Genomic DNA, 13,496 nt, shown 5'->3' with positions numbered 1-13,496 from the left:
TTTCGTCGGCTGTATGTCATTTAAGCGACATGTGAATGAAATACGCTCGCGGACTTTACTATCGGCAACTCACATCATTCATATGCGGCCTGGTCTCGCGGGGATTCGGAAAACGGCGGTTCGGTTCGGGGCGTGGCGGCACGCGGAGTCGGCTGGGGGCAAGGGATTCGGCACGATCGGCGGCATGCTGTCGGTCACCTTGGCGCTCGTCGGCGTGACGTTGAGCCTCGCCGCGTGCGACGCGGGCACGCCTGCGGCGAGTACCGGCCTCAAGGCGGAAGCCAGCGCGGCGGCGGTGCCTGGCGCGGCGTCCACGGTTCCGGTAGCGGCTCGGCATGCCGCTCACGATGCCGGCCAGACCCGCGCGGAAGTTTACAAATCCGTCCAGCAGATGACGGCGCTCGGCAAGCAGCTATTTTTCGACGCATCGCTGTCCGGCTCCGGCAAGCTTGCCTGCGCGTCGTGCCATAGTCCCGACCATGCGTTCTCGCCGGCCAATGCGCAGGCGGTGCAACTGGGCGGCAACGACATGCATCGCACCGGCATGCGCGCCGCGCCGACGCTGAAGTATCTGCAATCGGTGCCGGCGTTCGCCGAGCACTATCACGAGTCCGACGACGAAGGCGACGAAAGTGTCGACGCCGGCCCGACCGGTGGCCTGACCTGGGACGGCAGGGTCGACCGTGGCCGCGATCAGGCGCGGATTCCGCTGTTGTCGTCGTTCGAAATGGGCAGCACGCCGGCCAGGGTGCGCGCCGCGGTCAAGGCCGCGCCGTATGCCGAGGCGTTCCGCGAGGCCTTCGGCGAGCACATTTTCGACAACGACGACGCCACCTTCAACGCCGTGCTGCAAGCGCTCGAAACCTTCGAGCAGACACCCGAGTTGTTCTATCCGTACACCAGCAAGTACGACGCGTATCTGGCGGGCAAAGCGCAACTGACGAAAGCCGAATTGCACGGCCTGCAAGTCTTCAACGACGAACAGAAGGGCAATTGCGCGAGTTGCCACATCAGCCAGCGTACCCGTGACGGCGCGCCGCCGCAGTTCAGCGACTTCGGCCTGATCGCGATCGGTGTGCCGCGCAACCGCGCGCTGGCGGTGAATCACGACCCGCAGTTCCACGATCTCGGCGCTTGCGGTCCGGAGCGCACCGATCTCGGCGGACGCGCGGAGTTTTGCGGCCTGTTTCGTACGCCGACGCTGCGCAACGTCGCCTTGAAGAAGAGCTTCTTCCATAACGGCATCTATCATTCGCTCGAACAGGTGCTGCGTTTCTATGCCGAGCGCGATACGAATCCGGAGAAGTTCTATCCGGTTTCCCAAGGCAAAGTGCAGAAGTTCGACGACTTGCCGCAGCGCTACTGGGTCAATCTGAATACCGATCCGCCGTTCGATCGCAAGCCGGGAGACAAGCCGTCGCTCGACGAGGCCGAAATCAGGGACGTGGTGGCGTTCCTGAAGACGTTGACGGATGGCTACAAGGTGGAAGGTGCGGCGGGCGGCGTGGCCAGGGTGGCCAACGCAACCGCGAAGGCCGGCGCGAACTGACGGGGCGGGAGCCGCCGGATCAGTAACCCGGGCCTTCGAGGATGTAATAGCAGGCGATGAAAAACAGCGCGAAAGAAGCCAGCAGACACGCGAAGCCGATCCGCGTCAGCAGATTCGGCCAACGCGCGAGCGGCAGTCCGTCCATCCTGACGATACGTCGCGCCAGGCCAGGGTCGCTGCGGATCGCCACGGGTACGAGCGCGACACACAACAGCGCGAGCGCGACGGCAAAGGTTTCGAGGGCAAGGGAGGTATCCATGGCGAAGGGTTTGACGCGTGAAGGGCGCCGAAGCGCAATAGAGCAATCTTAAAAATGCGTGCGCCAAGCGGACATGGGACTTATCTTAAAATTAGACGCGACCAGCGTACGCATGCGTCCGCGCGCTGCGCGCGACGGGAGAAGGCCGACGTAGCGGGGCATTCCGGTCTCGACGCCGATTGCTGCAAGTCACCGCGAGCGTATATCGCGCGGTCGCGTCAAGGGGACATGCTATGCTTTTGGGGTCCAGATCACGAGTTGCGGCGAGCGCGCTCGTCGACCGCCTGAAACACTTTCGAGGAGAACTCTTCATGTCGATGCGAACCCGTGCCCTGTTTCATCTGAGCGTCGGTTGCCTGTTGCTGGGCGGCGCGCTCAGCGCGCAAGCAGCCAACCTGGGCTTTCTGAACGACACGCCGATCAGCTACATGAAGCAGCGCGACGTGGATTCGGTCAAGAAGGCGGTCATGGCCGCGTTGAACGATAAACAGGACGGCGAGAGCGCGAACTGGGTCAACGAAGGCACCGGCAACAGCGTGAAAATCGACGCGACCATCACGGTCGCCGGCACGGCCAAGGACGGCGAGCGCACCTGCCGCGACGTCGGCGTCGTGTTGAACGCGAAGGGCCAATCCATGAACCTGCGCCCGCAATTCTGCAAGCAGGGCGAGGGCAACTGGCAACTGCAGAAAAAGCACTGAGCATGCTGGCCGTAATGGCGACGCGCGCCGGCTGGCCGGCTGCGCGGCCCGATGCCATGGCGCGCTGCGGCGCGAGACGGCGATGAGCGCGCGGGTCATTTCGTGCGGCATCGTGCTGCTCGATCCGGACGGCCGCGTGCTACTCGCGCATGCCACCGAAACCTCGCACTGGGACATTCCGAAAGGGCACGGCGAAGAGGGCGAAGCGCCGCACGTCACGGCATTGCGCGAGATGGTCGAGGAAACCGGCATCGCGATCGAAGCGGAGCGGCTGAAGGATCTCGGCCTGTTCGTCTACCGGCGCGACAAGGACCTGCATCTGTTCGGCGCGCGGGCTCGGGCCGACGAACTCGATCTGAGTTCGTGCACCTGCACGTCGCTGTTTCCGCGCCGCTCCGACGGCACGCTGATTCCCGAAATGGATGCCTACCGCTGGGCCGCGCCGCACGAGGTCGAGCGTTATGCGAGCCGCAGTCTCGCGCGGCTTTTTCAGACGACGCTGTCGCTGGCGGATTTGCATCGGTCGCTATAGCTGCCAGGGCGGCGCAATGAGCCCGGCAGCGTCACGGCCCGCCTCGCGCTGAACCTCAATCCAGCGCGCGATCGTTCGGATGTGCAAACAACGCACGATTCTGTTCCGACAGCGGAAAATTCAGATTGATGCCGTGCGGCGGGATAGGCTGCGTGAACCACTGCCGGTACAAACGTTCCGCGTCGCCGGAAGTCTGGCCGCGCGCGATCACACCGTTCACGAGACTGCGGAAGGGTTCGTCGCCCTTGCGGAACATGCACGCGTAGACCTCGGAGCCGAGCGGCGTGCCGGTTACCACGAAGTCGTCCGGACGCGGATCGGTGGCCTTGAAGCCGTACACGATCGGTTCGTCCATCACGAACGCTACCGCCCGGTCGTCCTTGAGCGCGTTGAACGCGTCCGGATGATCGCGCGCGCTGGTAATGCGCATATTCAGATGCTTGTCGGTATTCAGGCGGCGTAGCAGGCGTTCGTCCGAGGTGCCCGCGGTCGTCACCACCGCCTTGCCCGCCAGGTCCGGAAAATCCGTAATGCCACTGCTCTTGCGCACGATCATCCGCACCGCGTACTGGAAGAAACTGTTCGAGAAGGCGGCGAGATTTTCGCGTTCGACGGTATGCGTGGTCGAGCCGCATTCCAGGTCGATCTGGTTGTTCAGCAGCATCGGCGTGCGGTTCGACGAGGTCACGGTGATCTCGTGCACCTTCAGTTGCGGCATGCCGAGCGTCTTCCTGATTTCATCGACGACCTGCAGCGCAATGCTTTGCGAATAGCCGACCGTGCCTTTGCCGTCGAAGTAAGAGAACGGAATCGACGCCTCACGCACGCCGAGCACGACCACGCCGTCGTCATGGATTTTTTTCAGGGTGCCGGTGAGTTCGTCCGCGCGGACCGGGCCCGCGAGCGACGCTGCGATCAGGGGGGCCAGCGCCGCGAGTTGGTTGAGCCTGGTCAGCCGGCCGCGCTGCAACGCGCGACGAGCGAAGCGTGCGGCGGCGTGTGCCATGCCGACGGCGGGAACGGTCTGAGCATGATGCGCTTCATGCATACCCGGAAGGTCGTGCGCATTGCGCACCACGTGTGTCGGCTCACCGGTACTCGCCCCGCGGCGGGCAACCACTTTCATCGGACCTCCGGGACTGGCGCATTCGGGCGGGCGCCCTGTCACTGTCGATGGAACATGATGCAACGAAACGGCGTGCATCCCATCAACGGTATACACGCCGTCTTCAACTTCAGATGCGCGACGACCGACAGCCGTTCAAGCTTACGCCGGCTTGCCCCAACTGTCGCGCAAGCTGACGATGCGGTTGAACACGGGCTTGCCCGGCTTCGAGTCGACGCGGTCGGCGACAAAGTAGCCATGGCGCTCGAACTGATAGCGCTGTTCCGGCAACGCATTTTGGGCGCCCGGTTCGAGGTACGCATGAACCACGCGCTTCGAGTCCGGATTCAATGCGTCGAGGAATTCGCGGCCACCGGCGTCCGGTTGCGGTTCCTTGAACAGACGGTCGTAAATGCGCACTTCGGCGGGGTAGGCGGCGGCCGCGCTGACCCAGTGAATGTTGCCCTTGACCTTGTAGTTGTTCGCGCCTTCGGTGCCCGACTTGCTGTCCGGGAAATACGTGCAATGCACCGCGACGATATTGCCGTTCTCGTCTTTGTCCGCGCCGACGCATTCGATCACGTAGCCGTAACGCAGCCGCACCTTGTTGCCGGGGAACAGACGGAAATAACCCTTCGGCGGCGCTTCGTTGTAGTCGTCGCGCTCGATCCACAGTTCGCGCGAAATCGGAAACTCGCGCACACCGTGTTCCGGATGATGCGGATGAACCGGCGCGGTGCACGGCTCGCTGACGCCTTCCGGGAAGTTGTCGATGATCAGCTTGACCGGATCGAGCACGGCGGCCGTACGCGGCGCCTTGTCGTCCAGATCGTCGCGCAGCGCACCTTCGAACACGCTCATGTCGATCCACGAATCGACCTTGGTCACGCCGATGCGCTCGCAGAACAACTGGATCGCCTCGGGCGTGAAGCCGCGCCGGCGCACGCCGACGATGGTCGGCATACGCGGATCGTCCCAGCCGTCCACATGGCCTTCGGTCACCAGTTGCAGCAGCTTGCGCTTGCTGGTGATCGCGTAGGTCAGGTTCAGCCGCGAAAACTCGATTTGTTGCGGCAGCGGGCGCGTGAAAATACCCGCTTCAGCCAGCTCGTTCAGAATCCAGTCGTACAGCGGACGATGGTCTTCGAACTCGAGCGTGCACAGCGAATGCGTGATGTTTTCCAACGCGTCCGAAATGCAATGCGTGTAGTCGTACATCGGGTACACGCACCAGGCGTCGCCGGTGCGGTAGTGATGCGCGAAGCGGATGCGGTAGATAACCGGGTCGCGCATGTTGAAGTTCGGCGACGACATGTCGATCTTCGCGCGCAGCACGTGCTCGCCTTCCTTGAACTCGCCGGCCTTCATGCGGCGGAACAGGTCGAGGTTTTCCTGCACCGAGCGTTCGCGGAAGCGCGATGGCGTGCCGACCTCGGAGGCCGAGCCGCGATTGGCGCGCATTTCTTCGGCCGACTGGCTGTCCACGTAAGCCTTGCCGCGTTCGATCAGCAGTTCGGCGAACTCGTAAAGCTTGTCGTAGTAGTCGCTCGCGTAATAGAGCTGTTCCTTGCCGTCTTTTTCCCACTCGAAACCGAGCCAGCGCACGGCGTCGATAATCGAGTCGACGTATTCGACGCTTTCCTTTTCCGGATTGGTGTCGTCGAAGCGCAGATGGCACACGCCGCCATAGCTGCGCGCCACGCCGAAGTTCAGGCAGATGCTCTTGGCGTGACCGATATGCAGATAGCCGTTCGGCTCGGGCGGAAAGCGCGTTTCGACGCGCTGGCCCCACTTGCCGGTGCGGTTGTCGTCGTCGATGATGTTGCGGATGAAATTGGATGCCGCTGGCGCGTCGTTGCGTTCGGTAGTCATGCGAGAAGGTGAAAGTCGGTCGGGGCGCGCAATGCGCCCACTTATCCGTTAATTCTACCTGACGCGTCCCTTTGCGACAGGCGAGTGCGGCGTGCAGCCAACGTTCGAGCGGTTTCTACGGTTTTTCGAGGGTGTCGGTGCTTGCCGCAAGCTGCGTTTAAGGTGCTGTAACAGGAGGTAAAACGGTTTGTTCGCGGGCCGGGCGGCGACTTAGGATGCGAGCGGCGTGGTTTGTCCGCCGTTGGCCTTGGGCCGATGCGTTGGCCGATGCGTTGGCGTAGGTCATGCGCCAATCTGCCGAAACCGATGACCGCCGCTGGCGGGAGTCCATCGCGTGCTGTGCGGCGAACGTGGCCTGCGCTCCGCGGGCCTCGCGAATCCGCCGCTCTATTTTTTTTCTGGGCAGTGCCGCTTGTGTCCAAACGCGCAGCGCAAGTTGACGTAGCCGCCGTCCGTGCCGGCTGCACCGCCCTTGCCGCGTTGCCCGAGCTTCAGCCGCTCGGGTGCCGATGGCGCCCATCGTTCCCGGAGTATCTCGGATGTCTGTCCCGAACCACCACGCGCGTCGCGCGCCTTTCGTTTTTTGTTCTTTCGCCCGGATCGCGACGGTTTCAGTCCTGTTCGCGCTGGCTACGGCCAGCCTCGCGCCAGTCGTGGCGAACGCGAAAACGCCGCCGCCCAAGGCCGTGCTCGATGCTTCCGCGGTGGCGGCGCCGGACCGTTACAGCGCGGACGCCGCGCAGCAGATCTTCGCCGCCGGCGGCAATGCGGTCGACGCCGCCGTCGCGATGGCCTTCACGCTGGCCGTGACTCGTCCGGATGCGGGCAACCTGGGCGGTGGCGGCTTCATGACCGTGTTGATGGACGGCAAACCGTACTTTCTCGACTACCGCGAACGCGCGCCGCAGCAGGCGACTCGCGACATGTACCTCGACGACAAGGGCAACCTGGTGCCGGGCATGAGCGTGGTCGGGCATCGCGCGGTGGGGGTGCCGGGGACTGTCGAAGGCATGTGGGAGGCACAGCAGCGCTTCGGCAAACTGAAGTGGAAGCAGGTGCTGGCGCCCGCGATCCGTTACGCCACGGACGGTTTCGTGGTCGAGCCGTGGCTGCAGCAGCGCCACGATACGGCGGCGAAAAATTTCGTCGGCAAGACCAATTTCGACGCCTACTTCTCGAACCTCAAAGCGGGCGCGACGTATCGCCAGCCCGAGCTTGCGCAAACCCTGTCGCGCATTGCCGGCGACGGCGGCCGCGAATTCTACGAAGGCCGCACCGCGGATCTGATCGCGCAGCAGATGTACGGCCATGGACTCGTCACGAAACAGGACCTGATGCAGTACAAGGCTGTGTGGCGCCAGCCGCTCACCGCCGATTGGAACGGCTACCAGGTCGTCACCGCGCCGCCGCCTAGTTCAGGTGGCGTCGGGCTGATCCAGATGCTGAAAATGAAGGCCGATCTGAAGCAGGCTTTCGATGGTCTCGAACTGAATTCGGCGCCGTATATCCACCTGGTCGCGCAGATCGAGGACCGTGTGTTCGCCGATCGCCAGCAGTACCTCGGCGATCCGGATTCGTACAAGGTGCCGGTCGACAAATTGACCGACGACGCCTACCTCGCCCAACGCGCCGACGAAGTCTCGCCCGACGAGGTTCCCGGCGCCGCACCGGTCAAACCCGGGCTTGGCGATGCATCGGCGGAAAAGGCCCAAACCACGCATTTCTCGGTGGTCGACAAGTGGGGCAATGCCGTGTCGAACACCTACACGCTGAATGGCGATTTCGGCTCCGGCGTGGTGGTGGACGGCGGCGGCTTCCTGCTGAACGACGCCATGGACGATTTCGTCACCAGGCCGGCGAACGCGAGCCCAGCCGGCGCAAGCGGCGTGGACGTCAACGCGGTGGCGCCGGGCCGTCGCCCGCTTTCGTCGATGACGCCGACGCTGCTGCTGAAGGATGGCAAGATCGCGCTCGTGATCGGCACGCCGGGCGGGTCGCGGATTCTGACCACGATTTTCCAGGTGATGACCGACCTGGTCGACTTCGGCATGACGCCGACGGACGCGCTCGCCGCGATGCGTTTTCATCACCAGTTGCTGCCGCAGAAGACGATCTACTTCGAGCCGTATCGTCCGATCGCGGGTGAACTGGCCGAACAACTGCAAGCGAAGGGCTATACGCTCGAAGGCCAGTCGTTCAACGGCGACGTGCAGATGATCCGCGTGCAAGGCACGGCTCCCGAGCCGGCTGCGGACCCGCGTGGCGTGGGCGTGGGGCGTGTGATACGGTGACGCGGGGTTCTCGCGTCGACGATCGGGGATCGGCGACCAACGAATCAACGAATCAACGAATCAACGATTAACCACACCCAACGCATGAGCGGACAAAAACTCAATATTCTCGTACTGCCCGGCTACTAGGGCTCCGGCGCAGGCCACTGGCAAACCCGCTGGGAGGCGCTCGATCCGGCTTTCACGCGCGTGCAGATGCCGGACTGGGATCACCCATCGCGCGACGCGTGGTGCCGCACGCTCGACGCCGCCGTGAGCGCCGCCGACGCGCCCGTGGTGTTCGCCGCGCACAGCCTCGGCTGCCTGACGACCGCCTTCTGGGCCTCGCAGTACGCGAGCGCCGCGCAGCTCGCGAAGGTGGCGGGCGCGCTGCTGGTGGCCGTGCCCGATTCTTCCGGCAGTCATTTCCCGCAGGACGCCAGCGGCTTCGCGGCGGTCCCGCTCACGCGCCTGCCGTTTGCCAGCATCGTCGTGGCGAGCAGCGACGATCCGTACGGCGACGAGCCGTTCTCACAAAACTGTGCGAGTGGCTGGGGCAGCCGCTGGATCGGCATCGGCCCGCGCGGTCATATCAACGCCGACAGTGGACTCGGCGATTGGGATGACGGGCGGCGTTGGCTGGGCTCGTTCGGCTAAGCAGGCTAACAAGGCTAAGCAGGCTAACAAGGCTTTCGCGGGGCACGAGCGCGGTTCGCGTTGCTCCGCATTTAGCGGCCTGAAGCGTGGCGCCCATGCGGCCATGGCGCCACGACGACGCCACAGCGCAGGCCCCGAGACGCCCGCCTCAAATCACCGACTGCTTGCGCAACGCCGCGATCCGCGCCTCGTCATAACCCAGCACATCGCGAAGAATGCTCTCCGTATGCTCGCCCAGCGTGGGCGGCGCCGTCAGCGCTTCGGGCGGCGTGCCGCTCATCCTGATCGGATTGCGTACCAGCTTGACCGCCCCGGCCGTCGGATGCGGCAGATCGACCCGCATGCCGCGCGCCATCACCTGCTCGTTCTCGAAGACTTCGCCGAGATCGTTGATCGGCCCGCACGGCACACCCGCCGCTTCGAGCGCCGCGATCCACTGATGTTTGCTCTGCAGCCGCACCATGTCGGCAAGCATCGGCGCGAGCGTTTCGCGCTGACGCACGCGCGCCGGGTTGGTGGCGAAGCGCTCGTCGTCGGCCAGCTCCGGCCGGCCGCCCGCCTCGACGAACTTGCGGAACTGCCCGTCGTTGCCGACCGCGACGATGATCCAGCCGTCGCTGGTCTGGAAGGTCTGGTAGGGCACGATGTTCGGATGCGCGTTGCCCCAGCGCACCGGCGGCTGGCCGCTGGCGAGGAAGTTCGAATTCATGTTGGCGAGCATGGCCACCTGCACGTCGAGCAGCGCCATGTCGATGTATTGACCTTCACCCGTGCGGTCGCGGTGCGTGAGCGCCGTCAAGACGGCGACGGTCGAATACATGCCGGTCATGAGGTCGGCGATCGCCACGCCGGCTTTCTGTGGACCGCCGCCCGGCTGGCCGTCGCGCTCGCCGGTAATGCTCATGAAGCCGCCGATTCCCTGCACGATGAAATCGTAGCCCGCGCGCTGCGCATACGGCCCGGTCTGCCCGAAACCGGTCACCGAGCAGTAGATCAGATCGGGTTTTACCTCCTTGAGCGACGCGTAGTCGAGACCGTACTTCTGCAACTGGCCGACCTTGTAGTTCTCCAGCACCACGTCGCTTTGCGCGGCCAGTTCGCGGATGATCCGCTGGCCTTCTGGCGAGGCGATGTCGACGGTGACCGAGCGCTTGTTGCGGTTGGCCGCGAGGTAGTAGGCGGCCTCGCGCGTGTCCGCGCCGTCCGGCGTTTTCAGGTACGGCGGGCCCCAGTGCCGCGTGTCGTCGCCGACTTCCGGACGTTCGATCTTGATCACGTCGGCGCCGAAATCGGCAAGCGTCTGCGCGCACCACGGTCCGGCGAGTACGCGGGTGAGATCCAGCACGCGGATATGACTGAGAGCGCCCATGTTGTTCGATGTCTCCTAGGTAGCCGAAGCGACGCGCAAGGCGCCGCGAATGGAGGCAATCTTAAGCGATTCCCGTGCGCCGGCGCAGTCGGCCGAACGGCATAGGACGAATCGCGTACTCCGTTTGACTTCGCCCTGTCTCGCGCTGCCCGCCCAAACCTGGCCGAACGGCTAACTGGCGCACGGCCCGTCGCGCGCGGGCGCCGATCCCGTATAATCAGTCGTTTAAGAAACAAACAGTTGGCGCATCTCACGATGCCGCCGGTAACAGCCAGGGAACTGGCAAACCCGTCCCCCGCACGCCATGAAAGCCGCCGAAATCCGCGAGAAATTCCTCAAGTTCTTCGAATCGAAGGGCCATACGATCGTTCGCTCGTCGAGCCTTGTGCCCGGCAACGACCCGACCCTGCTCTTCACCAATTCAGGAATGGTGCAGTTCAAAGACGTGTTCCTCGGCGCGGAATCGCGTCCGTATTCGCGTGCCACGACCTCGCAGCGCAGCGTGCGCGCGGGCGGCAAACATAACGACCTGGAAAACGTCGGCTACACCGCGCGTCACCACACGTTCTTCGAAATGCTGGGCAACTTCTCGTTCGGCGACTACTTCAAGCGCGAGGCGATCCACTACTGCTGGGAATTGCTGACCAAGGTCTATCAGTTGCCGGCCGACAAGCTGACCGTCACGGTCTACCAGGAAGACGACGAAGCGTTCGCCATCTGGGAAAACGAAATCGGCGTGCCGAAAGAGCGGATCATCCGCATCGGCGACAACAAGGGCGCGCGTTACGCGTCCGATAACTTCTGGACCATGGGCGACACCGGCCCGTGCGGTCCGTGTACCGAAGTGTTCTACGACCACGGTCCGGAAGTCTGGGGCGGCCCGCCGGGATCGCCGGAAGAAGACGGCGACCGCTTCATCGAGATCTGGAACCTCGTGTTCATGCAGTTCAATCGCGACCCGCAGGGCAACATGACGAAGTTGCCCAAGCAGAGCGTCGACACCGGCATGGGTCTGGAGCGTCTCGCGGCCGTGCTGCAGCACGTGCACAGCAACTACGAGATCGACCTGTTCCAGTCGCTCATCAAGGCAGCGGCTCGCGAAACGGCAACCACCGACCTCACGAACAACTCGCTGAAGGTCATTGCCGACCACATCCGCGCCTGCTCGTTCCTGATCGTCGACGGCGTGATTCCCGGCAACGAAGGCCGTGGCTACGTGCTGCGCCGGATCGTGCGCCGCGCCATCCGCCATGGCTACAAGCTCGGCAAGAAGGGTTCGTTCTTCCACCGCATGGTGCCCGACCTCGTCGAGCAGATGGGTGCGGCGTATCCGGAATTGAAGGAAGCCGAACAACGCGTCACCGACGTGCTGCGTCAGGAAGAAGAGCGCTTCTTCGAGACCATCGAGCATGGCATGTCGATTCTCGAATCGGCGCTGGCCGATCTCGACGCGAAGGGCGGCAAGACGCTCGACGGTGAACTCGCATTCAAGTTGCACGACACGTACGGCTTCCCGCTGGATCTGACGGCAGACGTGTGCCGCGAGCGTGAAGTCACGGTCGACGAAGCCGCCTTCGACGAAGCCATGGCGCGTCAGCGCGAGCAGGCGCGTGCGGCGGGTAAGTTCAAGATGGCGCAGGGCCTCGAATACTCGGGCGCGAAGACCACGTTCCACGGTTACGAAGAAGTCGTGTTCGACGACGCCAAGGTGATCGCGCTGTACGTCGACGGCGCGTCGGTGCAGGCAGTCGATCGCGGCCAGCAGGCCGTGGTCGTGCTCGACCACACGCCGTTTTACGCGGAGTCGGGCGGCCAGGTCGGCGACCAGGGCGTGCTGGCGAACGCCAGCGTGCGCTTCGCGGTGGCCGATACGCTGAAAGTGCAGGCCGACGTGGTCGGTCATCATGGCACGCTCGAACAGGGCACGCTGAAGGTGGGCGACGTGGTGAAGGCGGAAATCGACGCGGTGCGTCGTGCCCGCACGGAACGCAACCACTCGGCCACGCACTTGATGCACAAGGCGCTGCGCGAAGTGCTCGGTTCGCACGTGCAGCAGAAGGGTTCGCTGGTCGACGCGGAGAAGACCCGTTTCGACTTCGCGCACAACGCGCCGATGACCGACGACCAGATCCGCCAGGTCGAAGCGATCGTCAACGCCGAAGTGCTGGCCAACGCGCCCGGCATCGTGCAGCTCATGCCGTACGACGAGGCGGTGAAGGGCGGCGCCATGGCGCTGTTCGGCGAAAAATACGGCGACGAAGTGCGCGTGCTCGATCTCGGCTTCTCACGTGAATTGTGCGGCGGTACGCACGTGCATCGCACTGGCGACATCGGCTTCTTCAAGATCGTGATGGAAGGCGGCGTGGCGGCGGGTATCCGTCGCGTGGAAGCGATCACCGGCGACAACGCGGTGCGCTTCGTGCAGGACCTCGACGCGCGCATCAACGCAGCCGCGGCGGTGCTGAAGGCGCAGCCGTCGGAACTGACGCAGCGCATCACGCAGGTGCAGGATCAGGTGAAGTCGCTCGAAAAGGAGTTGAGCGCGCTGAAGTCGAAGATGGCGTCGAGCCAGGGCGACGAGCTGGCCGGTCAGGCAATCGAAATCGCCGGCGTGCACGTGCTCGCGGCCACGCTCGAAGGCGCGGACGTCAAGACGCTGCGCGAGACGGTCGACAAGCTGAAGGACAAGCTGAAGAGCGCGGCGATCGTGCTGGCTTCCGTCGAAGGCGGCAAGGTCAGTCTGATTGCCGGTGTGACGGCTGACGCCAGCAAGAAGGTCAAGGCAGGCGAACTGGTGAACTTTGTCGCGCAGCAAGTCGGCGGCAAGGGCGGCGGTCGGCCGGATATGGCGCAGGCTGGCGGTACCGAACCGGCAAATCTGCCTGCCGCACTGGCTGGCGTGAAGGGTTGGGTCGAAGCGCAGCTCTGATTCGTGTTTCGCGTTTGATCGCGGGCCACGCCGCGCGCCGGAGAATCGGCGCGTAGCGTGGCCTAAGTTTTTGGTGCCTGCGCTTTAGCGCGAACGCTGCGTGGTGACGGCCCATTGTTCTACGCGCAAAACGCCGCGCGTCTTTCTCTCATGGAGCTCACCTGCCAGGCGGCCGTTGTCTTCGCCGTCGCAAACGCAAACGCCGACGCAGTCGCCGACGCAAACACAACCGCAAACGCCGACGCAAACGCCG

The 13,496-nt window shown here is 64.1% G+C and carries 9 protein-coding genes and 1 pseudogene; 6 read left to right on the top strand and 4 right to left on the bottom strand.

The window, feature by feature from the left end; translation table 11 throughout:
- Positions 1-184 precede the first annotated feature (184 nt).
- Positions 185-1,549 (top strand): cytochrome-c peroxidase, encoded by a 1,365-nt coding sequence (locus BX591_RS29675; RefSeq protein ID WP_244146829.1) that lies wholly within the window; start codon positions 185-187, stop codon positions 1,547-1,549.
- 19 nt (positions 1,550-1,568) lie between these two features.
- On the opposite strand, the gene BX591_RS29670 is transcribed toward BX591_RS29675, so the two are convergent.
- Positions 1,569-1,808, bottom strand: coding sequence for a hypothetical protein (locus tag BX591_RS29670; protein ID WP_111934878.1), 240 nt, complete (start codon positions 1,806-1,808; stop codon positions 1,569-1,571).
- A 311-nt stretch (positions 1,809-2,119) separates the two neighbouring features.
- Here BX591_RS29670 and BX591_RS29665 point away from each other — a divergent pair, with 311 nt between their 5' ends.
- On the top strand, positions 2,120-2,509 hold the full coding sequence (locus BX591_RS29665; protein ID WP_111934877.1) for an RT0821/Lpp0805 family surface protein: 390 nt from the start codon (positions 2,120-2,122) through the stop codon (positions 2,507-2,509).
- 82 nt (positions 2,510-2,591) lie between these two features.
- Complete coding sequence (locus tag BX591_RS29660; RefSeq protein WP_111934876.1) at positions 2,592-3,041, top strand: NUDIX hydrolase; 450 nt, start codon at positions 2,592-2,594, stop codon at positions 3,039-3,041.
- Positions 3,042-3,096: 55 nt separating this feature from the next.
- Here the strand turns inward: BX591_RS29660 and BX591_RS29655 are convergent, their stop codons facing one another.
- Both BX591_RS29655 and BX591_RS29650 read right to left on the bottom strand, forming a co-directional pair.
- Positions 3,097-4,047, bottom strand: coding sequence for a transporter substrate-binding domain-containing protein (locus tag BX591_RS29655; RefSeq protein WP_167444640.1), 951 nt, complete (start codon positions 4,045-4,047; stop codon positions 3,097-3,099).
- Positions 4,048-4,308: 261 nt separating this feature from the next.
- Positions 4,309-6,018, bottom strand: coding sequence for a glutamine--tRNA ligase/YqeY domain fusion protein (locus BX591_RS29650; RefSeq protein ID WP_111934875.1), 1,710 nt, complete (start codon positions 6,016-6,018; stop codon positions 4,309-4,311).
- A gap of 539 nt (positions 6,019-6,557) precedes the next feature.
- Here BX591_RS29650 and ggt point away from each other — a divergent pair.
- Positions 6,558-8,309 carry a gamma-glutamyltransferase gene (gene ggt, locus BX591_RS29645; RefSeq protein ID WP_111934874.1) on the top strand — a complete coding sequence of 584 codons (1,752 nt, stop codon included), beginning with the start codon at positions 6,558-6,560 and terminating at the stop codon, positions 8,307-8,309.
- 84 nt (positions 8,310-8,393) lie between these two features.
- Positions 8,394-8,945: pseudogene (locus BX591_RS29640) on the top strand (RBBP9/YdeN family alpha/beta hydrolase).
- 148 nt (positions 8,946-9,093) lie between these two features.
- On the opposite strand, the gene BX591_RS29635 reads toward BX591_RS29640, so the two are convergent.
- Complete coding sequence (locus tag BX591_RS29635; RefSeq protein ID WP_111934873.1) at positions 9,094-10,314, bottom strand: CaiB/BaiF CoA transferase family protein; 1,221 nt, start codon at positions 10,312-10,314, stop codon at positions 9,094-9,096.
- Between the two features lie 304 nt (positions 10,315-10,618).
- Between BX591_RS29635 and alaS the strand changes: the two genes are divergently transcribed.
- On the top strand, positions 10,619-13,243 hold the full coding sequence (alaS, locus tag BX591_RS29630; RefSeq protein ID WP_111934872.1) for an alanine--tRNA ligase: 2,625 nt from the start codon (positions 10,619-10,621) through the stop codon (positions 13,241-13,243).
- Positions 13,244-13,496 lie beyond the last annotated feature (253 nt).

The sequence above is a fragment of the Paraburkholderia bryophila genome (assembly GCF_003269035.1).
Classification (GTDB): domain Bacteria; phylum Pseudomonadota; class Gammaproteobacteria; order Burkholderiales; family Burkholderiaceae; genus Paraburkholderia; species Paraburkholderia bryophila.
Note: the sequence above shows the minus strand (reverse complement) of the source record. Positions and strands in the feature narration are given on the sequence as shown.